At 39.9% G+C, this 25130-nt stretch carries 27 protein-coding genes and 3 tRNA genes; 19 read left to right on the top strand and 11 right to left on the bottom strand.

All coding sequences use genetic code 11. The features are described from left to right. The first annotated feature begins 76 nt into the window (after positions 1-76). From LBYS_RS03795 to LBYS_RS03780, 4 genes are read left to right on the top strand one after another with little or no spacing between them, the layout of a single operon-like run. The gene (locus LBYS_RS03795; protein WP_013407577.1) at positions 77-1171 is read left to right on the top strand and encodes a chorismate mutase; all 1095 of its coding nucleotides are present in this window, start codon (positions 77-79) and stop codon (positions 1169-1171) included. A 50-nt stretch (positions 1172-1221) separates the two neighbouring features. Next, positions 1222-3465, top strand: a complete 2244-nt coding sequence (locus LBYS_RS03790; RefSeq protein ID WP_013407576.1) for a GH92 family glycosyl hydrolase — start codon at positions 1222-1224, stop codon at positions 3463-3465. Between the two features lie 31 nt (positions 3466-3496). Continuing rightward, complete coding sequence (gene pdxA, locus LBYS_RS03785; protein ID WP_013407575.1) at positions 3497-4570, top strand: 4-hydroxythreonine-4-phosphate dehydrogenase PdxA; 1074 nt, start codon at positions 3497-3499, stop codon at positions 4568-4570. Positions 4571-4600: 30 nt separating this feature from the next. Next, positions 4601-5764: a S41 family peptidase gene (locus LBYS_RS03780; RefSeq protein ID WP_013407574.1), complete on the top strand. Its 1164-nt coding sequence runs from the start codon at positions 4601-4603 to the stop codon at positions 5762-5764. Here LBYS_RS03780 and rlmD read toward each other — a convergent pair. The 3 genes from rlmD to LBYS_RS03765 all read right to left on the bottom strand — a co-directional run bounded on the left by rlmD (position 5742) and on the right by LBYS_RS03765 (position 7388). Next, a complete protein-coding gene (rlmD, locus tag LBYS_RS03775; protein WP_013407573.1) occupies positions 5742-7145 on the bottom strand; it encodes a 23S rRNA (uracil(1939)-C(5))-methyltransferase RlmD in 1404 nt (467 codons plus the stop codon). The two genes, LBYS_RS03780 and rlmD, sit on opposite strands and share 23 nt — an antisense overlap. 77 nt (positions 7146-7222) lie before the next feature. Next, positions 7223-7295, bottom strand: a tRNA-Lys gene (locus LBYS_RS03770). Between the two features lie 20 nt (positions 7296-7315). Then, positions 7316-7388 (bottom strand) — tRNA-Lys (locus tag LBYS_RS03765). 54 nt (positions 7389-7442) lie between these two features. Here LBYS_RS03765 and LBYS_RS03760 point away from each other — a divergent pair. Next, positions 7443-8180 carry an SH3 domain-containing protein gene (locus LBYS_RS03760; protein WP_148225759.1) on the top strand — a complete coding sequence of 246 codons (738 nt, stop codon included), beginning with the start codon at positions 7443-7445 and terminating at the stop codon, positions 8178-8180. Positions 8181-8200: 20 nt separating this feature from the next. Here LBYS_RS03760 and LBYS_RS03755 read toward each other — a convergent pair whose 3' ends face one another. The 7 genes from LBYS_RS03755 to nusB all read right to left on the bottom strand — a co-directional run bounded on the left by LBYS_RS03755 (position 8201) and on the right by nusB (position 12835). Then, entirely contained in the window at positions 8201-9658 is a 1458-nt protein-coding gene (locus LBYS_RS03755) for a glycine--tRNA ligase (RefSeq protein WP_013407571.1), read from the bottom strand. Next, the gene (locus tag LBYS_RS03750; RefSeq protein ID WP_013407570.1) at positions 9655-9852 is read right to left on the bottom strand and encodes a hypothetical protein; all 198 of its coding nucleotides are present in this window, start codon (positions 9850-9852) and stop codon (positions 9655-9657) included. The genes LBYS_RS03755 and LBYS_RS03750 overlap by 4 nt, the downstream gene beginning before the upstream one ends. Next, complete coding sequence (locus LBYS_RS03745) at positions 9839-10735, bottom strand: S66 peptidase family protein (protein ID WP_013407569.1); 897 nt, start codon at positions 10733-10735, stop codon at positions 9839-9841. The genes LBYS_RS03750 and LBYS_RS03745 overlap by 14 nt, the downstream gene beginning before the upstream one ends. Beyond that, a complete protein-coding gene (locus LBYS_RS03740; RefSeq protein ID WP_013407568.1) occupies positions 10735-11037 on the bottom strand; it encodes a DciA family protein in 303 nt (100 codons plus the stop codon). The genes LBYS_RS03745 and LBYS_RS03740 overlap by 1 nt, the downstream gene beginning before the upstream one ends. After that, positions 11037-11315: a preprotein translocase subunit YajC gene (gene yajC / locus LBYS_RS03735; RefSeq protein ID WP_013407567.1), complete on the bottom strand. Its 279-nt coding sequence runs from the start codon at positions 11313-11315 to the stop codon at positions 11037-11039. Before yajC ends, LBYS_RS03740 begins: the two co-directional genes overlap by 1 nt. An 18-nt stretch (positions 11316-11333) precedes the next feature. Next, positions 11334-11654, bottom strand: coding sequence for a YtxH domain-containing protein (locus LBYS_RS03730; RefSeq protein WP_013407566.1), 321 nt, complete (start codon positions 11652-11654; stop codon positions 11334-11336). Positions 11655-11719: 65 nt separating this feature from the next. After that, positions 11720-12835, bottom strand: a complete 1116-nt coding sequence (nusB, locus tag LBYS_RS03725; protein WP_013407565.1) for a transcription antitermination factor NusB — start codon at positions 12833-12835, stop codon at positions 11720-11722. Positions 12836-12905: 70 nt separating this feature from the next. Between nusB and LBYS_RS03720 the strand changes: the two genes are divergently transcribed. Genes LBYS_RS03720 through LBYS_RS03665 form a run of 13 tightly spaced genes read left to right on the top strand, consistent with a single transcriptional unit; the run spans position 12906 to position 23296 of the window. Further along, entirely contained in the window at positions 12906-14312 is a 1407-nt protein-coding gene (locus tag LBYS_RS03720; RefSeq protein WP_013407564.1) for a S41 family peptidase, read from the top strand. Then, positions 14296-14958: a heme exporter protein CcmB gene (locus tag LBYS_RS03715; RefSeq protein WP_013407563.1), complete on the top strand. Its 663-nt coding sequence runs from the start codon at positions 14296-14298 to the stop codon at positions 14956-14958. Before LBYS_RS03720 ends, LBYS_RS03715 begins: the two co-directional genes overlap by 17 nt. Continuing rightward, positions 14955-15611 carry a cytochrome c biogenesis protein CcsA gene (ccsA, locus tag LBYS_RS03710; RefSeq protein ID WP_013407562.1) on the top strand — a complete coding sequence of 219 codons (657 nt, stop codon included), beginning with the start codon at positions 14955-14957 and terminating at the stop codon, positions 15609-15611. The genes LBYS_RS03715 and ccsA overlap by 4 nt, the downstream gene beginning before the upstream one ends. Next, complete coding sequence (locus LBYS_RS18950; protein WP_013407561.1) at positions 15608-15772, top strand: CcmD family protein; 165 nt, start codon at positions 15608-15610, stop codon at positions 15770-15772. The genes ccsA and LBYS_RS18950 overlap by 4 nt, the downstream gene beginning before the upstream one ends. Next, positions 15772-16221: a cytochrome c maturation protein CcmE domain-containing protein gene (locus tag LBYS_RS03705; RefSeq protein ID WP_013407560.1), complete on the top strand. Its 450-nt coding sequence runs from the start codon at positions 15772-15774 to the stop codon at positions 16219-16221. The genes LBYS_RS18950 and LBYS_RS03705 overlap by 1 nt, the downstream gene beginning before the upstream one ends. Next, complete coding sequence (locus tag LBYS_RS03700) at positions 16202-17353, top strand: chorismate-binding protein (protein ID WP_013407559.1); 1152 nt, start codon at positions 16202-16204, stop codon at positions 17351-17353. Before LBYS_RS03705 ends, LBYS_RS03700 begins: the two co-directional genes overlap by 20 nt. Before the next feature lie 30 nt (positions 17354-17383). Beyond that, a complete protein-coding gene (gene rpoN, locus LBYS_RS03695) occupies positions 17384-18781 on the top strand; it encodes an RNA polymerase factor sigma-54 (protein WP_013407558.1) in 1398 nt (465 codons plus the stop codon). Positions 18782-18783: 2 nt separating this feature from the next. Next, positions 18784-19416, top strand: coding sequence for a phosphatase PAP2 family protein (locus LBYS_RS03690; RefSeq protein ID WP_041823420.1), 633 nt, complete (start codon positions 18784-18786; stop codon positions 19414-19416). Next, positions 19413-20315, top strand: coding sequence for a hydroxymethylbilane synthase (gene hemC / locus LBYS_RS03685; protein WP_013407556.1), 903 nt, complete (start codon positions 19413-19415; stop codon positions 20313-20315). Before LBYS_RS03690 ends, hemC begins: the two co-directional genes overlap by 4 nt. Continuing rightward, positions 20312-20998 (top strand): peptidylprolyl isomerase, encoded by a 687-nt coding sequence (locus tag LBYS_RS03680; protein WP_013407555.1) that lies wholly within the window; start codon positions 20312-20314, stop codon positions 20996-20998. The genes hemC and LBYS_RS03680 overlap by 4 nt, the downstream gene beginning before the upstream one ends. Continuing rightward, positions 20995-21885, top strand: coding sequence for an SDR family oxidoreductase (locus tag LBYS_RS03675; RefSeq protein ID WP_013407554.1), 891 nt, complete (start codon positions 20995-20997; stop codon positions 21883-21885). Before LBYS_RS03680 ends, LBYS_RS03675 begins: the two co-directional genes overlap by 4 nt. Positions 21886-21944: 59 nt before the next feature. After that, the gene (locus LBYS_RS03670; protein ID WP_013407553.1) at positions 21945-22475 is read left to right on the top strand and encodes a transposase; all 531 of its coding nucleotides are present in this window, start codon (positions 21945-21947) and stop codon (positions 22473-22475) included. Further along, the gene (locus LBYS_RS03665; protein WP_148225758.1) at positions 22451-23296 is read left to right on the top strand and encodes an IS3 family transposase; all 846 of its coding nucleotides are present in this window, start codon (positions 22451-22453) and stop codon (positions 23294-23296) included. The genes LBYS_RS03670 and LBYS_RS03665 overlap by 25 nt, the downstream gene beginning before the upstream one ends. A 143-nt stretch (positions 23297-23439) precedes the next feature. Here LBYS_RS03665 and LBYS_RS03660 read toward each other — a convergent pair. Then, positions 23440-23523 (bottom strand) — tRNA-Leu (locus tag LBYS_RS03660). 167 nt (positions 23524-23690) lie between these two features. Here LBYS_RS03660 and LBYS_RS03655 point away from each other — a divergent pair. After that, positions 23691-25118 (top strand): circularly permuted type 2 ATP-grasp protein, encoded by a 1428-nt coding sequence (locus LBYS_RS03655; RefSeq protein ID WP_013407551.1) that lies wholly within the window; start codon positions 23691-23693, stop codon positions 25116-25118. The last annotated feature ends 12 nt before the right edge of the window (positions 25119-25130 follow it).

The raw sequence follows: 25130 nt of genomic DNA, 5'->3' as shown, positions 1-25130 counted from the left end.
CTCTATTATTTTTTTGAGGTGCAAAGATAAAAATAGAATCGGTGTAAAATAGAAAAGGATTAAATAGTTTCACTTAATGAAAGCAAATTTAAATGTGTCGCCGTTGGAGTCTTGGGTAAATACAGACGGCAAACCCCTTATCATTGCAGGTCCCTGCAGTGCGGAAACTGAGGAGCAGGTTTTAGAAACCGCAGAAGGCATAGCGCGTAACGGTTATGCGCATATCTATCGTGCAGGGGTTTGGAAACCACGGACACGTCCGGGAAGCTTTGAAGGAAAAGGCGAAGAAGCCCTACCTTGGCTACAAAAAGTGAAAGAACAGACGGGTCTTAAAACGGCTGTAGAAGTAGCTACACCTCAGCATGTGGAACTGGCGCTTAAGTATGGCGTTGATGTATTATGGATTGGTGCGCGTACTACCGTAAACCCTTTTAACGTACAGGATTTAGCGGATGCTCTTAAAGGAGTAGATGTGCCTGTATTGATCAAAAACCCGGTTAACCCGGATTTGGCTTTATGGGTAGGAGCATTTGAGCGTATAGCAGGTGCAGGGATCACTAAATTAGGAGGTATTCACAGAGGTTTTTCGAATGCTCAAGAAACGAAATATAGAAACTCTCCAATGTGGCAAATCGCTGTGGAATTCAAAACTTCGTTCCCAGATATACCATTGATTGGAGACCCAAGCCACATGGCAGGTAAGAGAGCTTATCTTGCTGAACTTACGCAAAGAGCCATGGACTTGAACTATGACGGATTGATCATAGAATCTCACCGTAATCCGGATGAAGCATGGTCAGATGCCTCGCAACAATTAACTCCGGACGCATTAGGTGAAATGCTAAATAACATCGAGTTCAGAAATGCTACTTACGGTACCGATTTCCAATCAGAACTTGACAGACTAAGAGCTCGTCTTGATAACCTTGACAGAGAACTGATGGAAGTTCTTGCCAGTAGAATGGCTATCGTTGAGCAGCTAGGTGAATATAAGCGTGATAACAATGTAGCGGTACTCCAATTGGATCGTTGGAAGCATGTGCATCAAAGTAGAGCAGAATGGGCAAAAAGCCTGAACCTTTACCCTGAAGTGGTTGAAGAACTGTTCAAACTTATTCACATGGAATCCATCCGCAAACAGACGGAAGTAATGAACCGTCAAACGGTATAATATAGTGCCGGGTAGCTCCCGGCCTTTTTTTTTCTACACACACTTACGATATGAAAAAATGGATCTGGCTGCTAGCTCTTCTTAGCTGTACCAAGAAAGAAGCCATTCATTTTGTAGATCCTTACATTGGATCTAAAGGCCATGGACATGTCTTTGTGGGAGCAAATGTCCCCTTTGGTGCAGTTCAATTAGGCCCTTCGCAAATCATGAGACATTGGGATGAGTTCTCAGGTTGGGATTGGACTTCGGGCTACAATTACATTAGCGAAGAAGTTTTAGGTTTTACTCATACCCATTTGAGCGGTACCGGTATTGGCGATTTGAATGATATCCTACTGTTACCGGCAAATGGTAAACTCCAATTATCCCCTATGAAAATAGGAGAACCGCACTCAGGATATGGCTCCCCCATTTCCAAGAAAAATGAAAAAGTTGAACCGGGATACTATGAAGTATTTCTCCCTAAGTATGAGGTTCTCGCAGAATTGACTACTACGGAACGCGTGGGATTTCACAAATACAGTTTTGAAAACCCTGACAGACCTCATGTATTAATTGACCTGAAATTTGGAATAGGATGGGATGCTCCAACAGCCACACGCCTAGAGCAGATCAATGATACCCTGTGGGTAGGACATCGTTTTTCTACCGGTTGGGCTAAAGACCAAAAGGTCTTCTTTGCATTGACTACTAACGTACCTGCTGAGCGCTTTGAACTCTATGACGATGAGAAGCCTGTGCAGGGAAAAGAAGGCTTTGGGAAAGGGATGAAAGGAGTAATCTACTTCCCAAGTAAATTAAAAGAAGTCAAAATTAAGGTGGCCTTATCTCCCGTTTCCTATGACAATGCCCGCTTAAACATGGATAAGGAACTTCCTCATTGGAACTTTGATGTAATTAAAAAGGAAGCCGAGAAGAAATGGAAAACGGAATTCGATAAGATAAACATAGAGGCAGCAGATTCCATAAAAACCATCTTCTATACTGCACTTTATCATACTCGCTTTGCTCCTAGTTTATTTAATGATGTTAATGGCGACTACCGTGGTGCTGATCAAAAGGTCTACCGGGAGGCAAAGTTTAAAAATTATACCGTCTTCTCCCTCTGGGATACCTATAGGTCCTTACACCCCCTCTTAACCATAACTGATCCTAATAAATCTGAGGATTTCGTACAAAGTTTATTGCATCAATCTGAGCAGCAAAATGCGCTAGCCATGTGGCCACTACATGGAAATGAAACCTTTACTATGGTTGGAAATCCTGCCATGATTGTTATTGCAGATGCATACAGAAAAGGTTTAATCAAATTAGGAACGGCTTATAAAGCGTTCGAGACCTTGTACAAATTCAGCAATACTCCTACCACTACTGAATTGCCCCCCTTCCAAAAATATATCCGAGATTTAAGTTGGATTCCCGCAGATTCCACCCATGAAACCGTAGCTTGGGCCATGGAATATGCAGTTGCAGACGGCGCTTTTGCTGACATGGCGGATAAATTAGGCCAAAAAGAGGCGGCGAAATACTATTCCAAAAGAGCACAGCTTTATAAAAACTATTTTGATCCCGTTACCGGCTTTTTCAGAGGCAAAAGGGCAGATTCTACATTTTCGGAAACATTTGATCCCTTCTACGCTGCACATCGCGAAAACGATTATATAGAAGGCAATGCTTGGCAATACCTTTGGATGGTTCCACACCAAATCCCTGAATTGATTAAACTCATAGGCGGACCTCAGAAAACGGAAGCAAGGCTTGACCAGTTCTTTGCTTTGGATCAAAAACTTGATAGCAAAGCGTCAAATGATATCACAGGTCTCATAGGACAATACGCACATGGAAATGAGCCAAGTCATCATATAGCATATATCTATTCTTACCTAGGTAAGCATTATAAAACGGCTGAAAAGGTCAGAGAGATCATGTCCAGATTTTATTCAACTCAAGCTGACGGACTAGTAGGAAATGAAGACGTGGGTCAAATGAGCGCCTGGTACATTTTCAATGCTTTAGGATTGTATCCGGTTGACCCCAGCAAAGATTTCTTTGTCTTCGGTTCCCCCGTGGTTCAGCAAGCCATCATTAAATTACCCAAAGACAAGATCTTAAAGATCACGGCTAAGAAGAATTCAGATAAGAACAAATACATTCAGGACGTCAAATGGAACGGAAATTCCTTAGGTAAATGGTTTATCAGCTACCAGGAATTGATGCAAGGAGGAGAATTAGAATTTACCATGGGACCTCAACCCTCAGAATGGATGAAGAAAGCCCAATATATTCCACAATAATCCCTAAATTTGCGATTTATAAAATCAAAGCATGGAATTTATACCTAAAATAGGCATTACCCTAGGAGATGTAAATGGAATTGGACCGGAAGTATTATTGAAAGCTTTAAATACCCACCGCGTAAACAAGACCTGTATTCCTATCATCTATGGATCAGGAAAGCATCTCAACAAATACAAGTCTATCATAGGATTAAACAATTGGCAATATACCATTATCAATGACCCTGCTCAGGCTCAACAAAAGCATAGTAATCTCATCAATTGTGGTAAAGGTGAATTTTTCGACTTGCAATTAGGTACCAAAGATCCTAGAGCAGGCCAATTGGCCTACGATTGCCTTCAACGTGCTACTCAGGACTTGAAGGACGGAAAGATTGATGCTTTAGTTACTGCTCCAATCAGTAAAGAAAATATCCAAAGTGAGAGTTTCCAATTCCCCGGTCATACGGAGTTCCTTGCCAAAGCTTTTGATAAAGAGGACGTACTGATGTTCATGATCGCAGAACAACTACGTATTGGTGTAGTTACCGGACATATCCCTTTGGAGAAAGTCAAAGATGTTCTAACTCCAGAAGCTATCCGTTCTAAATTAGACATCATGCTAAATTCTTTAAAAGTGGATTTTGGTATTCCCAAACCTAGAATTGCAGTACTAGGCTTAAATCCACATGCCGGTGAAAATGGACTTCTTGGTGATGAAGAACAAAAGGTAATAAGCCCCGTATTGGAACAGTTTAGACAAAAAGGGCATTTGGTTTTTGGCCCCTTCCCTACTGACGGCTTCTTTGCCTCTGAAAACTTTCAAAAATTTGACGCCATATTGGCCATGTATCATGACCAAGGTTTAACACCTTTCAAAATGCTGGCATTTGATAGTGGTGTAAACTTCACAGCAGGTATTATGGGAATAAGAACCTCTCCTGATCACGGTACAGGATTTGATATTGCAGGGAAGAACGTAGCTGATCCGGGTTCTATGCTACATGCCATCTATGCTGCCACAGATATCAGTAAAAAAAGAAAGGAGTACATTACCCTCGAATCAAATGCATTAAAGCATCAAAAGATTGATATTGAGAACTTAAAGAAGGAAAAGAACTAAACCTTTTCCACTTTCTGAAGTCTTAGCGGTATGAGAAAATTATACCGCTTATTTTTTTGCCTTTCTTTAAGTCCTGCACTAGGACAAACAAGTCTTGAACAAGATGCCTTGGCATTAGATCTCGCTTTGCAAAAAACGAAATCCTTCAAACAACAGATCAAAGGCAAAGACAAAAAGGAATATTACAACAGATTACAAGCCGTTAAAAGCTCATCATCCCTTAACGATCTAGATTATTTAGAGAAATTGTCTTCCCTTGTAATATCCGTGGAAGACCATCACATGTCTTTGTATCAATTAAAGTCCACACCGCCCTTTTATGAAGGTGAGATAAATGTTACACCTTCAGATTCGCTGGAAGGAGAATACGAGTATGGCAACTGGTATAAAGTCAAGGTTTTTAAAAAGGATGATTCCTATATTGGGATTATTCATTCATCTGATGTCCCTCATTGGAAAGCGGGAGAGATCGTATTTACCTTACATAGAAAGCCAAATGGTAGTTTATGGGCCATATATGCGCATCCCTACACTAAAAATTATGTTTTATGTACTCAGGAGAGATATCAACAAGGTTCCCTATTACATTCAGAGTACATTCTTAATGGCCAAAGGATGTGGTACCAAAAGCCAGGTAGTATCAATAGATATCCTATAAAGCTCCATGCTAAAAGCCCCAAGTTTCAACATCAGATACTTAATGACAAAGTACAATATACTCTAATAAGAAGTTTTCAAAGAAATCCTATAACCACTTCTTCTTCAGATTCACTCATTGCTGAATTGGATGCTGCAAAACCTTTGCCTTACTGGATCATAGATCTGAGAGAAAATGAAGGAGGCTCCAGATTCGCAATGAGAAAGTACTTGAAAAGAATAAAACAATACAAGGGCGGGATCTTTGTGCTAATGAACCACGGGACCCTAAGCCAAGCTGAACTTCTGATCCTTAAAATCAGAAAAATGAATAATGTGACCTTAAGTGGAGAAACTACAAGAGGAATGCTAACATACGGTAGTAATTATGGCAGGAGATTGAAATTGGACGAAGGCAATCTTATATACTATCCAACGGATATGCCCGGGAGAAGGAAGATATTAAAATGGGAAGGCAAAGGAATTCCCCCTGACCTTCCCTTAAAAACAGATCAAGATCCTATAGAACAGATCCTTAAGATTTTAGAATCAAACTGACAATATTTTCAACGTGGAAAGTATGAGGAAACATATCTACAGGAGCTACGGCTTCTACTTCATACTTTTCGCTTAAGATTTCTAAATCACGGGCTTGCGTCCCCGGGTTGCAACTCACATAAACTATTCTTCTAGGTGCCACCTTTAATAAGACTTCACATACTGATTTGTCCATACCGGCTCTAGGAGGATCCGTGATCACTACGTCAGGTCTACCGTTTTGAGCTACAAATTCCTCATTTAGAACCTTGGCCATATCTCCCGCAAAGAAAGTAGTATTGGTAATCCCATTGATCTGGGAATTAATACGTGCATCTTCTACCGCAGGCTCAATATATTCTACACCTACCACATGCTTTGCCCCCTTGGCTAGAAAATTAGCTATAGTACCCGTTCCCGTATACAGGTCATATACCAGATCATTCTCCTGAATCTGAGCATATTCCCTTACCTTTTTATACAATTCGTAAGCCTGTTCGGAATTCGTTTGGTAGAAAGATTTTACTCCTATACGGAACTTCAAACCCTCCATTTCTTCTGTAATATAAGGCAAGCCATGATAATATACCGGTTCCAGGTCATAAATGGTATCGTTCCCTTTGGTGTTGATGACGTAACTTAGAGAAGTAACATCTGGAAATTTTAGTAGAAACTTATCCAAAATACTCTTAATGGCATCTTGATCATTCTCGGCAAATTGTACCAAAACCATCAATTCACCGGTACTGGTGGTCCGAATCATCAAAGTCCGGAAAAAACCTTTATGCACTATATGATCATAGAAAGGTTTCCCTGATGCCTTTGCCTCTTCCCGGAAGAAGTCGCGCACGGCATTTGAAGGGCCACCTTGCAAATAGCAGTGATGAATAGGTAAAACCTTATCAAATCTCCTCGGAACATGAAAACCTAAGGCATCCCTGTCTAGTTCAGCTTCTGAGGCCACCTCCTTTTCCGTGAACCATCGAGAGTTGGAAAAAGTAAATTCTAATTTATTCCTATAATACTGCGTCTTTTTAGAGCCTAGAATAGGCGAAGTATTCCTCAAGGTGACTTTACCTATACGCGAAAGTTGATCGTACACCTGTCGCTCTTTCTGAGCCAACTGCGTCTCATACGGCACATGCTGCCACGTGCATCCACCACAATCTCCAAAATGGGCGCAGAAAGGTTCTACTCGTGCAGAACTGGCTTTGTTTATTTGCAAAACTCTACCTTCTGAAAATCTTTTTTTCGATTTTGAGACCAAAAGTTTCACTTCGTCTCCCGGACATACCTTGCTGCCATCCACGAAGATAACCTCTCCATCATGACGAGCGATGCACTTTCCTTCAGCAGCGAAGTCCGTGATCTCAATGTTCTCTATTTCGTATTTCTTCTTCATGCGCCGTATATTTGCACAATGTTAACGGATTTAAAAATGGCAGATATAAAAAAAGCGATGAATTTCTCATCGCTTTGTGATCCCGCTGGGATTCGAACCCAGGACCCATACATTAAAAGTGTATTGCTCTACCAGCTGAGCTACGGAATCTTTAAAGATTCTGATTTTAGTGATCCCGCTGGGATTCGAACCCAGGACCCATACATTAAAAGTGTATTGCTCTACCAGCTGAGCTACGGAATCAAAACTCATTCTTCGAAGTGTCCCTCTCAAATGAGGATGCAAAACTACACATTTATGCGAACACTTCAAAGCGCCATTTCTAAAATATTTTTACTTTTTTTTCTGCTTTTTACGCAAAGTATTGAGCTTAAGGCACAAAACGATATTGCAAAAAAAGCAGACTCGCTGTTTAATGAAAAGAATTATACGGAAGCAGCCAAATTGTATCAAATTATTTTCAAGGACCCTAAAGTAAACCAAGCCAATATAAGCCTCAAATTAGCCTACATTAACGAAAACGAAGGGAACATCCCTATGGCCCTTTATTATTTGAACAACTACTACAATTTCAAACCCAGTAATGAAGTTTTTGACAAAATGAACAAACTGGCCTTGGCGGGAAAGTACCAGGGATATGAGCGAAACAACATCAATTTTGTTTTCGCGCTTTACCAGCAATACTATATCTTCATTCTTTACGGCTTGATCATTTTAGGCATTTTCTTGATCGTAGTATTGTACAATAAAAAGAAGCACGGAAAGCCTATACAAAGAAACAATTGGATCTTGGCTTTAACCTATATGGCACTCCTGGCTTTGCTGATTAACTTACCTTCCACCTATAGAACTGCCATAGTAAAAGAAAGGACCTACCTTAGAAACTTTCCTAGCTCAGCTGCACCTATCATTGGCGAGATTGAACCTGGAAACAAGATTAACATCTTTGGTAGTAAAGATATCTGGCAGAAAGCACTTTGGAACAGAGGGGTGGCTTATGTGAACAAAAACGATCTGTGGTTATTAGAAGATTAAAGGGGCCGAAGCCCCTTTAATTATATTGCTTCCAAAATCCTTTGGAAATCTACAGCATAACCTATTTTCTCCTTCAATTGGTCTATAGGAACTCTTTCTTGTTCCATACTATCTCTGTGACGGATGGTAACAGTATTGTTCTCCATGGTTTCATAGTCTACCGCTATACAGAATGGAGTTCCGATGAGATCCTGACGGGTATAACGTTTACCTATAGCACCGCCTTCATCATATACGGTACGGAAATGCAATCTTAATGAAGCTGCAATCTCCTGAGCCTTTTCAGCCAATCCATCTTTCTTCACTAATGGAAGTACAGCAGCTTTAATCGGAGAAAGTGCTGGATGTAATTTTAGATAAGTTCTCTCCTTCTCTCCTGTTTCAACCGTGTAAGCATTACAGAACGCAGCCAGGAACATCCTGTCCGCGCCTACAGAAGTCTCAATTACGTAAGGAATATAATTTCCTATTGCCTTACCATCTTCACCTAAATCCGGATCGAAGTACTGTAATTTCTTCTTAGAAAGTTCCTGATGATTTCTCAAGTCGAAATCTGTACGCGAATGAATACCTTCTATTTCCCTGAACCCGAATGGGAATTCAAATTCAATATCCACGGCGGCATTAGCATAGTGAGCTAGTTTCTCGTGATCGTGGTACTTCAATTTTTCAGCAGGTAATCCTATGGCCTTGTGGAAACGCATACGTGTTTCTTTCCATTTTTCGTACCACTCCATTTCTGACCCGGGACGTACAAAGAACTGCATTTCCATCTGCTCAAATTCACGCATACGGAAAGTAAACTGACGTGCCACGATTTCATTTCTGAATGCTTTACCTATCTGCGCAATACCGAAAGGTACCTTCATTCTACCACTTTTCTGCACGTTCAGAAAGTTCACAAATATACCCTGAGCCGTTTCCGGTCTTAGGTAAATCAAACTAGAATCCTCAGCCACAGAACCTACTTGAGTAGAGAACATCAGGTTGAACTGACGAACTTCAGTCCAGTTAGAGGTCTTTGAAATAGGACAAGTGATGCCTTCTGCAATAATCAGATCTCTCACCTCATCTAGTTTCTCCGCACTCAAAAGTTCACCCATCTTCTGCAATAAAGCATCTGCCTTATCTTGTTGTCCGGCAGCAGCATACTCTTCTGCCTTACCCTCCAGTAGTTGGTCTGCTCTATATCTCTTTTTGGAATCCTTATTGTCAATCATAGGGTCATTAAAACCATCTACGTGACCGGATGCTTTCCAGGTTAAAGGATGCATGAAAATAGCCGCGTCAACCCCTACGATATTATCGTGAAGTTGGGTCATAGCTTTCCACCATACCTGTTTCAGGTTATTCTTAAGTTCTACCCCATTCTGACCGTAATCATAAACGGCTTGTAGACCGTCATAGATTTCAGAGGAAGGGAAAACAAAACCGTATTCTTTAGCGTGACTAATGATGTCTTGTAAAGTGGCACTCATACGTTAATCATTGAATTTATGGCAGCATATTCTTTAATCAAAAAGGACTGCAGCTCTTCGTTAAATACTTTTTTATCTTCGTCGTTTAAACTGGCATAAAGATCTTTCAATTCCTGATTGATCTCCTGCTTTTCCTGTTCAGTTGCCGCATTCATGGCTCTGAGGTGGAATTTCTTAAAATCAAAGGTACTCATTTTGTATGGGTATTAAATAGCCATGTGAAGAAGTAACCTCTAATTTGTAGGTCAAACCCATCACAATAGGCAAATTTACATCATCGTGACCGAATGGAAAACCACTAACTACAGGATAGTTTTCCTGTTGGGTATGATCCAATACTATTTCTTCAACAGTTTTCCCAAAGGGCAAGTCACCCATCTCTGTAAAAGAGCCTAAAACTATACCCGCTAAACCTTTCAATTTACCGGAGCGTTTTAATTGTACCATCATTCGGTCAATGTTGTACAACTGCTCTCCTACTTCTTCTATAAAAAGAATCTTACCTTGAAAATCTACTTCACTTGAAGAACCCAGAATATGGCTAAGCAGGACTAAATTCCCTCCTACCGCCATTCCTTGGCTTATCCCTGGTCGAGGTGGTGCACTAACCTTCCACTCATAAGTCGGATACTCACCACTTAAGGTTCTTAGTAAATTTTCATTAGAACTAGAATCAAAAGAAAGGGTCTTTGCCATGGGGCCGTGAATACAGGCCACATCTAATCCCTGAATATGACACAGGAGTGCCGTAACATCAGAAAAGCCCACCACCCACTTCGGTTTTTTCAGGAAGGATGACCAATCCAGTTGGTCTAACAAATCCGAAATCCCATACCCCCCTCTGGCCGCAAAAATGCATTTCACTTCAGGATCATCTAGGAAACTTTGCAACTCTTCTCTCCTTACTGAACGAGGGGCAGAAAAGTTATGGTAATGGGATCCCACTGTTGCTCCTACCTTCACATGAAAACCCCATGATCTTAAAATATCCAATCTTACATCTTCAAGTGACACACGGGATGCAGGTGCCGTCACCGCTACGGTATCGCCGGGTTTGAGGAATGCAGGAAAATTCATCAGATAAATACTACATCTGTGATGATTTCAGAGCCCATTTCTTTGTTCAAAAGGGCTATAATGCGTGATTTGGCTAGCACCAATTCTTGTCTTAAAGGAGCAGAGGAGATCCCCAAAAAGAGAACTCCTCTGTTTATATAAAGTTTTTCTGTCCTTTGGGCTATAGAAGTACCCATCAGCTTTTCCCAATAAGCCACCAGGTAAGTCTCGTTATAACGAGATCTTAACTTATAGGCATTCAAAAAGGCCTCAAAAGCCTCACCTACTGATTGTGCTTGGGTTTTTCTAGCTGTAACAGACATTAAATCTTCTTCGTAATGGCGTGTTTTTCGAAAGTTAATTTAGCTCCACCACCTGCTGAAAGGGTAATGGTATTTTCATCTTTGGAAAGAACTTTACCGTGTAAACCTCCAGCAGTGATCACATCATCTCCCGGTTTAAGATCTTCCACCATTTTCTGTTGTTCTTTTTGTTTCTTTTGTTGAGGACGAATCATGAAAAAATACATGACCGCAAACATCCCTAACATCATGATCAGGAAGCTCATGTTTCCGCCACCTGCAGCTTGTAATAAAATCATACTAATTTATAAAGTTAATTATACTCTGGACTTGATCTGACCCATTAGGTCTTCTACGTCTTCCAATAATTTTTCAGCTTTTTGACGAGCCTCGTTAACTACCTTTTTTCCTTCAGCTTTAGCACTGTTATCTCCGCCTACATATTCCAATGCTACTTCTTCTCCTCTTTCTCTCAGGTCCTTTATGAAATTCTTCAGCTGATCTCTGTAATCACCAAGACTTAGAGTAAGTTTTTCACGGGTAACTTCCCCTTTTTCAGGAGCAAATAAAATACCTATGGCGGAACCCGCAGCTACACCAGCTAGAAATGCGATCAAGGACTTTGATTGGCTGTTCATAAATATGTTGTTTTAGGTTTAAATATACACGGAAAACGCGAGTATATCAAGAAAAATTTCAAGGATTAACGGTTATCTATCATTCCCCTACCCGTCTTCTTGATCAGTCCTTTTTGCTGTAAATCCTTACAAATAGAGTCTAATAGCCCATTTATAAACACTTTACTTTTTTCAGAACTATAGTTTTTCGCGATCTCTATGATCTCGTTGATGGTTACTTTTACAGGAATACTTGGAAACGTGGTTAATTCCGCTACCGCCATTTTTAGGAGGATCAGATCCGTACCTATAATACGTTCCAAGTCCCAGTTCTTTAAATGTGGCAATATATGTTCCAAAAGTTCTTCATCTTTAACCGCTGTTTCCTTAAATAAAGTTCTAAGGAAATCCTTAGTATCTTCCCATTGATCATCCAGCTTTTCTATCACCACTACTTCATCTTCTACGAAGTTTGCAAAACTATGGAATAACATGGTACGAAGAATCTCTTTGTCCTCTGACCAAAACAAGTGCAACTTTTCAAAGAACTCTACACTCACCTCATGCTTCAGAAGAACATTCTTGATCAGGTATTTTACAATTGCCAAATCATCTTCTAAGGTCTTATTTACCTTTTCCACATACTCTTTAACGTGCGCATTGTTCTTAATGGCTTCGTTATAAAGTTTATTGATTAATGTAGGATCCTGATCAAAGTTAACCGAGCGTTTTAATGAAAGAAATTCCAAGTCTTTGGTATTCTTTATAGCCAATAAAGCCCTGTTCTTTGCCAAAACAGAATCTGACTTCGCTTGCAATAATACCAATAAATTCAGAAGATAAAGATAGATATCGTAGGTACGCTCTGCATCTAGCAGGGTCTGAATAGAATGATATTCGTAGTCCTTCTTATTCTTTAAACGATAATACTCTCTGGCCTTGGCAACCGCAGTTCTTACCTCTGGTGGATAAACTTCATCCGGGTGAGAATCCTTTTTCTTTACTTCATCTTCAAATAAAGATTGAGCAAGTTTCGCTTTCCCGGCGAGTTTCGTTCTGTCCTGTTTCTCCATGGAGTTCAGGTCCGGTGCGAAGGCGTCTGAAATCAAATCTTGAGCCAATAAAAAATTTGCACCTTTCGCAATCTTTAAAGCGTAGAGCTGCTGCATTGCCCTCACTCTCGCCAGTCTACGGTTTAGCATATCGTCAAAGAACTTTTTTTGCAAAGTTAATACATTTGATGCGTATTTTTAGCAGATTTTCACAAACAACATGCAAAAATTCTTAGGACTATTCCTAGCTTTTCTACTCCCTACCCCTTTACTAGCTCAAAAAAAGTTAAGTGCAGAAGAAGTAAGACAGGACTTAGTTCAAGTACAGTCTCTTTTAGAAAAGTATTATCCCGGCATGTATTTTTATGAATATCCAAAAGATTTTGCAAATAGATTGGATTTTTTAGTACCAAAGGACTCCGTAGACCTTCTGTCCACCTATAGAAGAGTAAGCGCACTCATTTCAGGGGTAATGGATCAACATTTATCTGTAGTTCCGCCGGAGACTAACGAAAACCCAAAGTACCTTCCTTTTATTCTGAAAAGATTCGATAAACATTTCTATATCCAGTACAATCAATCTCCTGACTCCTCTATTGCCAGAGGCAGTAGAATCCTTAAAATTGACTCCATTGATATTTTAGAAGACTACCAGAGGTTCAGTCAGCTTTTTGGAGCGGATAATGACAACTTATATAGTAAAAACTATAACCTAGAACGAAGATTTTCCACTTATTATCATAGATGGTATGGGTCCAAAGACAGTGCTACCATCATCATAGATACTTCCAGCAAAACTATACCTTTTCTCACAGCAAAAGAAGCCTTGACCTGGACCACTAAGAGGTACGGTCAAGTGATTAGAAAGAATTTGGATTATAAAGTTCTGGACAGCACGCTACATATCGCCCATTTGGATCTCCTAAGCTTTAGAGGAAAAAAGAAATTAAATGAAAGAGAGTTCAAAATGACCTTGAAAAGCAGGTTCAAACAGATAGAAAAAGACAGCATACAAAGTCTCATTTTAGACATGAGAGGAAATGGAGGCGGAGCCATAGTCAATGTAAAAAGATTACTGCAATGCGTTTTGCAAGAACCTTTTCAACTGTACGACAGCATTTCAGTCACCAAAAATGGATTCAAGAAGGTATTCAAACCCTATCTGGGAATAACTACCATAGCAGGTAGGGCCTATTTGAACAAAAAGAATGAACAAGGATTCTACAGAACCTACTATAATAAAGGACAGGCGCACAAACCCAACAAAAAACATAACTACAAAGGAAACCTGGTAGTATTAATGGATGGAGGCTCCTATTCTGCTACTACCTTTACCATAGCTTTGCTTAAGAACAAAGAACGCGGTATCTTTGTGGGAACTCCACCAGGAGGGGCAGATTGGGGATCATTTGCAGGTTTAGACTATACAGCCAAGCTGAAAAATTCTGGACTTAAAGTGCGTATCCCCTTGATGAGTCTAATACATAATACCGAAGGCAAGAAGAGAGAAGATTTCTTTGTTCAACCGGACTACCACATAGAACAAAGCTATTCTGATTTTCTAGAACGTAAAGATACCGTATTAGGCTTTGCCTTGAAATTATTGCAAAATGAAGGAAATCCGTGATCTGATCTGGAAAGATATCAAACTGGAACTGAGGCAACAAAGTACCTTAAACACCATGGTACTTTTCATGGTATGTACCATATTCCTCTGTTATATTAGCTTTATGCTAAAGATCCAAGTATTAGAGAGTATAACTTGGAACACCCTATTCTGGATCATTCTGGTCTTTTCGGCTGTAAATTCAGCAGGCAATAGCTTTAGAAAAGAGAGCACCGGAAGACAGTTATACTATTATCAATTGGCCAAACCAGAGTCCATCATCATGGCCAAGATCATCTTTAACTTTCTCCTGCTTTTAGTCCTTTCCTTATTAGGATTCGCCTTGTATCTGGCCTTATTGGGAAACCCTGTGCAGGACTTTGGCATGTACTTCTTATCCCTGATCCTTGGATCTCTGGGCTTTAGCGCATCTCTGACCCTACTGGCAGGTATAGCCTCCAAAACAGATAATGCTTCAGGTATATTGGCCGTACTTAGTTTTCCTGTATTACTGCCTCTAATCAATATGCTCATTCGTCTTTCCAAAAATGCCATGGACGGCTTAGATGTTTCTGCCTCTTATGACGAAATATTGACTATCTTTGGAATTGATTTAATTGTAATCGCGTTAAGTTATTTGTTGTTCCCCTATTTGTGGAAGTCATGAAGAAGTATTGGTGGAAATTCCTCGGAGCTGGGCTCCTTATATATAGTGTCATCTTTGGATTCTTAGGTGATACTCCAAGAAGAGAAATTCTAAATGAGACCATCCGAATGGTCTATTTCCATGTGCCTATGTGGTTTGGCATGATGGCTCTAATGGTCAGCTCACTGATCTATTCTGTTCGCTATTTAAGATCTGGAGATATAAAATACGATATTTACGCCTCCCAATATGCTGCCGTTTCAGTGGTATTCGGAATCCTTGGATTCTGCACTGGTATGCTTTGGGGGAATTTTACTTGGGGGGATTGGTTACCAAAAGATCCTAAAATCATTGCAGTGGAAGTTGGCCTTTTAATCTATAGTGCCTACTTTGTTTTAAGGGGTTCGTTTGACGATGAACAGAGAAGAGGCCGTTTATCAGCCATCTACAATATCTTTGCCTTCGCATCCTTTATGCCTTTGGTTTGGATCTTACCTAGACTAACTGATTCATTGCATCCCGGTAATGGCGGGAACCCGGCCTTCGGGTCTGATATGGATATGAACATGCGGATAGTATTCCTGCCGGCCGTTTTGGGCTGGATTCTGATTGGAAACTGGATTAGTACCCTTAAAATCCGTTTGAAACTTATAAACGAAAAGATAAACGAATGAAACTTTTGTTCCAAGGTGCCCAAATGGCTGACCTAATGCGCTCTGAAGGCAAAATTTATGTAGTGGTGGTGGGTTTGCTAATTATAATGGTAGGTTTTCTTACCTACTTGTATCGTCTTGATCGCAAAATCAGCAAAATAGAAAAGGAAATTAAAAAGTAATGAAAAAGACGCATATTATAGCTTTAGGAGTGATAGCTATTGCCGTTGCCATGATTATCACTACCATAGGCGATGCCAGCACCTATTTGAGCTACAGTGAAGCAAAGAAGCTTGCAGAAGAAGGTAATACTAAATCTGTGCACGTCACAGGAGAATTACCAAGAGATGCTAATGGAGAACCTGTAGGCATCAAATATGAGCCATCCATAAATCCCAATAGATTTGAATTCTTGATGGTGGATTCTGTCTCGAACCGTCAATTCCGTGTTGTACATAACCAACCGAAACCGCAGGACATGGAAAGGTCCGAAAAAGTAGTGGTGGTAGGAAAAGTTAATCTTGAAGGTAATTACTTTGAAGCAGATAAAATCCTTCTCAAATGTCCATCAAAATACAATAATGGAGATTTGAAAGTGGATGAGCAGGGATATGTTAGCTACAACAAGTAAAGTAAATCACACCATATTAAGCCTTCTGAAGGAGGAAAAGGCGTTTGCCTTGTATCGCCTGCCCGGGAAAACAGAGTTCCACCTTATGGTCTCTGAAAAGAATTTCCTGGAAGTAGAAGAAATGGACTTTGAAGAGTTGCCTTCAGGCTTCGCTTTTGTACCCTTTGACCAGAGTAAACTTTGGTTCCTACCTGCTGACTACCATTTCACTTCCACGAATGATAGTATAGATCTGTCTGAATTCAATATTTCTGTATGCAAAAAAGATATCACAGGATTTCAACTTATTCCCTCGAATGAGGATTCAGATAAGGAGATCTACATGCAAAAAGTAGATCAACTAGTGAAGTCCTTGCAGAATAATGTAGCTAGAAAAGTAGTATTGTCCCGTAGGAAAAAGGTGGGAACTTTAGCAGGGAATGATTATTTTTCTGCATTTCAAAAGCTTTGCAAAACCCATAGTGATGCTATGGTAAGCTTAGTTTACTTCCCTGAAAAACAGCAGATTTGGTTAGGTGCCACTCCGGAAATATTGGTCAAACAAGACAAAGCACAGGTGTTTACTACCATGTCTTTAGCCGGTACCCAATCCGCTTTTGATGTTAACGGAAAGGAGATCCGACCCATTGACGCCCTTTGGACACATAAAGAAATAGAAGAGCAGGCCTTAGTAGGCAGATATATCATCAATTGTCTAAAGAAAATAAGGGTGAGAGAATTTGAAGAAGAAGGTCCAAAGACCGTTAAAGCCGGCAAACTTCTACACCTTAGAACCTACTATATCATAGACAACAAGGAAGTAAACTATCCCAACCTTAGCTCTGTGATGTTAAATCTACTACACCCTACTCCAGCCATATGCGGCATGCCTAAAGATGCTGCGGAAAAATTACTGGCTGAAGTAGAAGGATACGATAGAGAATTCTATAGCGGATATTTAGGTCCAATAAATGTAGATGAAGAAAGTCACCTCTTTGTAAACCTAAGGACCATGAAAATAGAAAATGGCGAGGTATATACTTATGCAGGTGGTGGTATTACAGCCGAATCTCTACCCGGAAAAGAGTGGTGGGAAACCGAACTTAAAATGGGTACTATAAAAGGGGCATTTGATAACATAGAGAAGCTTTAGTACCTTTGAATATCATAACCTTAATACCTAATGCAGAAACTTGTACTAAGTCAATCGATTCAGCAGAGGCTCTCACCTCAGCAGATTCAGTTTATCAAACTGCTGCAAATCCCTACAGCAGAATTGGCTCAGCGCATTGAAGAAGAATTAGAAATTAACCCCGCATTAGAAGAAGGAAAAGAAAAAGAAGAATTTGAAGAAACGCCCCTAGAAGATCTGGACTATCAAGATTATGACGATGATTACAGGGGATACAAAATGTCTGACGGATATCAGGATGAACCAAAGGAAATCATGCCCGTGATTTCTACAGAATCTTTACAAGAATCCCTCCTTCAGCAGTTAGGCTTCCTTCAACTCAGCGAGAGAGAAACCCTTATTGGTACCCAACTCATAGGTTCCATAGAAGATGATGGCTACATCCGTAGACCCCTTCGTTCTATCTGTAACGACCTGGCTTTCGGACAAAACATCTATACAAACGAGGAAGAGTTGGAAGGAATTCTTCGCAAAATTCAGAAATTCGAACCTGCAGGCATAGGAGCAAGAGATCTAAAAGAATGCTTGATCCTTCAGATTGAGAAAGGTGCCAATACTAAGGAAAGTAATTTGGCACTGATCATTCTGGAAGATTATTTCGAAGAATTCAGCAAGAAGCATTTCGATAAGATCCAAAAGAAACTTAATATTGATGATGAAACTCTAAAGTCTGTTTTCCAGTATATCACCCGACTAAATCCTAAACCGGGAAATATGATATCTACACAGAACAATGTGGCGTATCTCATTCCTGATTTCATTGTGTCCTATGTCAATGGAAAGATGGAGATCGTTCTGAACTCCAAAAACGCTCCGGATCTTAAAATCAGTAAGTCTTTCTCGGAAATGCTCGATACCTATTCTAAGAGCGACAAGCAAAACAAGCAGATCAAAGAGACTCTGACCTTTGTCAAGCAAAAATTAGATGCTGCCAAATGGTTTATAGATGCCATAAAGCAAAGACAGCAAACCCTACTGAAAACCATGGAGGCTATAGTGGATTTCCAATTCAACTTCTTCGTAGAAGGTGATGAAAGTAAACTAAAACCCATGATCTTGAAGGATATTGCTGACAAAATAGACATGGACATTTCAACCGTCTCAAGAGTAGCCAATAGCAAATCTGTACAAACAGATTTCGGGATTTATCCCCTAAAATATTTCTTTTCCGAAGGTATTTCTACAGAATCAGGGGAAGATGCCTCAAGCAGAGAGGTTAAAAACACCCTGAAAGCACTTATAGATGAAGAGGAAAAAAGTGCTCCACACTCTGATGATAAATTAGAGAAATTACTAAAAGCAAAAGGCTATAACATAGCCCGAAGAACCGTAGCTAAATACAGAGAACAACTGGGCATCCCGGTAGCCCGATTAAGAAAACAAATTTGAAAGTGTCAGAAAGAATATCAAAAGCCCTCTCCTATATCCTACATCCGGTATTTATACCTTGCTATTTGGTTATAGCCTTGAAGGTATGGGCCCCTCTTCCCGTGTTTTACCTTTTTATGGGAGATCGACTCTTCCTGGCCTTATTTCTCCTGATCTTTACGTATACCGTCATTATCCCACTCTTGTTTGTATTTCTCCAGTATAAACTGAAATTCATTTCAGATTATACCTTGAATAATAGAAGAGAAAGACCCAGAGTTTACCTCTTCACCTCCGGATTTTACTTCGCTACGGCCTATTTTTTGAATGAAAAAGGCAGCGTCTTTATGCCTACTGCGGTCCTATTCACCGCCATGGGTGTGAATATTTTGGGACTGTTTCTATTTAACTTCTTTGATAAAATATCAGCCCATACCTCGGGATTAGGAGGCATTGTGGGCATTTTCTTTGGCATTTACTATAGATATGGGGATCCTAATCTGATTCCTGTTATTTTAAGTGCACTAATTCTGGTTGGGGTTTTAGGAAGCGCCCGACTATATTTAGGTGCACATAACCGTAGACAAATCTTCCTAGGTGCAATATGGGGATTCGTTACCGGATTTATTGGATCGTATTATTTTATGAAATTATGAAAATAAGGATAGGTACGAGGGTAAGTCTATTAGCCATGTGGCAGGCTAATTATATTAAAAGTCGGCTGGAAGCTGCAGGAGCAGAAACAGAGATAGTGGGGATGGAAACCAAAGGCGACAAAGTATTGGATGTAGCCCTATCCAAAATTGGCAGTAAAGGTGTATTCACAGAAGAATTGGAAGAAAAACTCCTGAATGGTGAGATTCATATAGCTGTACACTCCGCTAAAGACATGCAGAGTAGTTTGGCAGAAGATTTTGAATTGATTGCATTTACAGAAAGGGAATACCCTGGAGATGTACTTGTGGCTGACCGGGCTTTGGATTTAAGCGCACCTATCACCATAGGGACCTCATCTGTACGTAGAATTGCTTTCTTTAAGAAGCATTATCCTCATATCAAATTAGTGAATATGAGAGGAAACCTGCAAACCCGCATTCAAAAAATGCGTTCCGGTCAATGCGATGGTTTGGCCCTAGCTTATGCCGGAGTACATCGTATGGAATATGATGAACTGATTGTCCATAGGTTTCCCTTGGATCAATTTATCCCTCCGGTAGGACAGGGCACCGTTACAGTAGAGATCGCAAAAAACTTAGATGAGAACATTAAGACCTTCGTAAAAAACACTTGTAACGATGAAAATACGTATAAATGTTTACAAGCCGAGCGAGCATTCTTAAAAGAAATGAATGGAGGTTGTTCTATTCCAGTGTTCGGACACGCTACTTTGGAGGGGGAAGAAATCCTCTTCAAAGGAGGAATCACTAACCTAGAAGGAACTGAAGAAGTATCTATGGAATTCAGAGGAACAGATCCTATTCTTTTAGGTCAGCATGCCGCCGAACAAGTCCTACAAAATGGAGGTGCAGAAATATTGAAACAAATCAGAGCATGAAAAAGATACTCTTCCTATTAGCCATCCTTCCTATATCGGCCTTTGCTCAAAAAAGGGATAAGGTTTATACCCTAACCTCAGGTAAGGATAAGATACGCTTCGTCCTCTATGATGAAACTCCTTTGCATAAGAAGAATTTTGCATCATTAGTATCTAAAAAATTCTACCATGGACTACTCTTTCATAGAGTCATCAAGGACTTTATGATTCAGGGAGGAGATCCCAATTCAAAAAAAGCTAAACCCGGAGATAGATTAGGAAATGGTGGAGATCACCTGGAAAGGATACCTTTTGAATATCATCCGGAAAGATTCCACAAAAAAGGAGTCATTGCGGCTGCCAGAGACAATAATCCCGAAAAGAAATCCAGCGCTTGCCAGTTTTACATAGTGCAAGGGAAGAAATTCAATGACGAAGATCTGGACAAATTTGAAACAAGAAATCAATTGAAATACACTCCATCCCAGAGAGAAACCTACAAAACCATTGGAGGTACTCCTCACTTGGATAAGAATTACACCGTTTTTGGGGAGGTAGTGGGTGACCTTAGTCTGTTAGATAAAATTGCAGCGGTGAAGACGGATGAATTTAACCGACCAGTAGAAGATCAGAAGATGAAGATCACTGCTAAGAAAATGAGTAGAAAAAAGATAACTAAAAAATACGGCTACACTTACTTATGAAAATATTAATTACAGGTTCCAATGGTCTTTTGGGACAGAAATTAGTGCAACAGTTGGCAGGTAAAGGAGATATAATTGCTACAGCAAGAGGGGAAAACCGTTTGCCCCTATCAGATGGATACAGATATAGAAGTTTAGATATCACTGATCCGGAAGCTGTGAATGCCGTCATTATAGAAGAAACACCGGATGCCATTATACATACAGCTGCAATGACGAACGTTGATCAGTGTGAAACAGATAAAGAAGAATGCTGGAAACTCAATGTCCATGCCACTGAATACTTAGTAAAAGCAGCTGAAAAAACTGGATCTTATTTCCTGCATGTTTCCACGGACTTCATCTTTGACGGAAAAGAAGGCCCTTATGCAGAAGATGCAGAACCTAATCCTATAAGTTTCTACGGATGGAGTAAGTTTGCAGCAGAAAAGGTGGTGCAAAGTAGCTCGCTCAACTGGTCCATAGCCAGAACAGTATTGGTGTATGGGATTGCCCATGATATGAGTCGCTCGAACATCATCCTATGGGTTAAAGGTTCTCTAGAAGCGGGAAAAACGATCAAGGTGGTTAATGATCAATGGCGCACTCCTACCCTTGCAGAAGATCTCGCAGCAGGATGTATCCTAATGGTAGAGAAGAAAGCTCAGGGGATATATAATATCTCTGGAAAAGATCTATTGAATCCTTATCAGATGGCAGTCATGACTGCAGATTACTTTGGATTGGACAAAAACCTGATTCAGGAGGTGAATGGCACCCAATTTACTCAGACGGCTAGACGACCACCGAAGACCGGTTTTATTTTAGATAAACCCATAAAGGACTTAGGTTATTCACCTAGATCATTTACAGAAGGAATTGGCATCTTAGCTTCCCAATTAAAATAAGAAAAGAGAGTCAGAATAGAGTGCCCCCAAAAAGTTAGACACTAATTGGGGGCATTTTTATGAGCAGGAAAGTAAAGTATGATCTAGCGTTTAAGCTAAGATGTGTAAAAGATGTTTTAGAAAAACATCAATCAATAGTAAGAGTAAGTGACAGCGTGGGGATTAAGGAAGTTCTTTTACGGAAGTGGTTACAAGAGTATGAAATAGGTGGTTTAAAAGGCCTGGAACCTAAGGTGAGCAATCGGACTTATAGTTCATCTTTTAAACTCAATGTTTTAAAGGCTATCGAAAATGAGAATTTAAGTTTAAAGGATGCGCGATTGAGATTTCGTATTCCAAGTGACTCAACCATAATCACTTGGCAAAGGAATTTTGCTACCTTTGGAGTCAACGGTTTAGAAAGCAAACCCAAAGGCCGTCCCATAACTATGAATCGCAAACCCAAAGCACCTTTAACGAGATTAGAAGAGCTAGAATTAGAAAACGAACGTTTACGTTGTGAGAATGCTTTTCTAAAAAAGTTGAGAGCCTTAATTCAAGCCGAGGAGGAACAACGCCGCGGACAATCGCAAAAGCCATACAAGAATTAAGGCCGGAGTTTAATCTACAGTTATTGTTAGATTGCTCTCATATGGCTAGAAGTAGCTTTTATTATCATCAACTCTGCAGTAAAAGCGACAAGTACGGTGAGCTAAAGGAGCTCATTAAATGCATTTATCATAAGCATAAAGGGCGTTATGGCTACAGAAGGATTACAGATGAGCTGCGAAAGCTAGGCCGGATCATCAACCATAAAACGGTTTTAAAGTTGATGAGTTTATTGGGATTGAAGAGCTTGATTCGAAGGAAGAAATACCAGTCGTATCGGGGAGATCAAGGTAAAATAGCACCTCATATTTTACAACGTAACTTTAAAGCGGATCGGCCAAATCAGAAATGGGTAACAGACATCACAGAATTTAAAGTTCGAGACAAAAAACTTTATCTGTCGCCGATAATGGATCTTTATAATCAAGAAATTATCAGTTATCAGTTAAGTGAACGTCCTAGTTTTGACCAAGTGGTAGATATGCTCAAAAAGGCATTCAAAAAGATCCCTACTAGTACCGAACTACTGTTCCACTCTGACCAGGGATGGCAATATCAAATGAAACAATTCCAAGCTCTGCTTAAGAAAAAGGGAATTGTACAAAGCATGTCAAGAAAAGGAAATTGCCTAGACAATGCCATTATTGAAAATTTCTTTGGAACACTAAAAGCTGAAATGTTTTACATCCAAAAAATCAATTCAATTGAAGAACTAAAAAAGGAAATCAAAAACTATATTTACTATTACAATCATGAAAGAATAAAGTCAAACCTAAAAAAAATGAGCCCGATTCAATATCGAACTCATTTCTCAGAAACTTAATTTTTAACCGTCCAACTTTTCGGGGTCAGTCCAGAACCGACTCTCTTTTTTTACTATATAGCAAATCCTTAAATATTTTATAATCAATACATAGCTTCAACTATAAAATAAGAAAACAGGCCGCAAAGACCTGTTTAAACCAGTGACGGGAAAGAGATTCGAACTCTCACAGGCTTACGCCCACTACCCCCTCAAAGTAGCGTGTCTACCAATTCCACCATCCCGCCGAACGGGTGCAAAATTACAACAAATTTTTATTTCATCAAGTGGGCCACCAGAAAGTTCACTCCATTTTTTTCACATGTAAATATTCCAAGTATTTATCTCAATTTTCCCATACACCAAAGGATATATGAAAGATTAATCTTTATTTTTAGTAATCAATCCTTTACATATGAACTTCGGAGAATACAATACCTCAGGCGTTTACGATGAACTATGCGAATCCACCGGCTTACCCAGAGAAGGTGCTGAAACCGTATATAACTATTTTAACAGCCTTTCCTTAGATGAACTTCGTGCCCGACAAAAGAATCTGGAGGTTTCCATGATGAATATGGGTATCACATTTAATGTGTATTCTGAAGAAGGGGGCATAGAAAGAATAATACCTATAGACATCATTCCGCGGATCATTCGTGCAAAGGAGTGGGAACACCTGGAAAAGGGACTAAAACAGAGGATCTTTGCCTTGAATGAATTCCTAAAAGATATCTATAGCGAGCAAAAAATACTGGAGGATAAGGTCATGCCTTCAGAAACCATATTTAGCTCCAAAGGCTTCTTAAAAGAATGTATGCACGTCAAGCCTTTGAAGGATATCTATATCCATATCACGGGTACGGATTTAATCAGAAATGCCCAGGGGGAATTCGTGATCCTAGAAGATAATCTTAGATGTCCATCAGGAGTGTCCTATATGCTTCAAGGCCGGGAACTTTCCAAACAAGGATTAGCAAAATTAATATCCAAAGCTAAAGTAAAATCCATATCAGATTATCCTGAAAAACTTTTTCAAGCCTTAAAATACATTTCAGGCAAGGCAGAACCTACTATCGCTGTCTTAACACCGGGAATCTATAATTCTGCTTATTATGAGCATTCATATTTAGCCCAGCAAATGGGCGTAGAGCTGGTAGACTACAGAGATTTAATAGTAGAGAATGATTTCCTTAAACTTCGTACCACCAAAGGACTAAAGACGGTTGATGTGCTTTACAGAAGACTAGATGATTTATTCATAGATCCCATCCACTTCAACCCTATGTCTCTAATAGGCATACCCCATCTTTTTAACGTTTATAAGAAAGGAAATATAGGTCTAGCCAATGCCTTAGGTACAGGTGTAGCTGATGATAAGGTAGTCTATGCATATGTGCCCAAGATCATCAAATACTACTTAGGGGAAGAACCTATCCTTAACAACGTAGAAACCTACCTCTGCGAAGATCCTAAATCCAGGGACTATGTGCTAAAGAATATTGAGCATTTGGTGGTTAAAGAGGCTAATGAAGCAGGTGGATACGGAATGTTAATCGGTCCAAAGGCCTCAAGAGAGGAGCACGAGCTCTTTAAGCAGAAGATTCTTCAGAATCCTAGGAACTACATTGCCCAACCTACCATTTCCCTATCCACATCCCCTTGCTTTATGGATGGAACCATAGAGCCTAGGCATGTAGATTTACGCCCTTACATTCTATACGGAGAAGATATTCATGTTACTCCAGGTGGATTGACGCGCGTGGCCTTAAAAAAGGGATCCCTAGTAGTAAACTCCTCTCAAGGTGGAGGAAGTAAGGATACCTGGGTACTAAACAAGTAAAAGTTTGTTTAT

It is taken from the genome of Leadbetterella byssophila DSM 17132, assembly GCF_000166395.1.
GTDB lineage: Bacteria > Bacteroidota > Bacteroidia > Cytophagales > Spirosomataceae > Leadbetterella > Leadbetterella byssophila.
The sequence above is the reverse complement of the archived record's forward strand: the minus strand, read 5'-3'. Positions and strand labels throughout refer to the sequence as shown.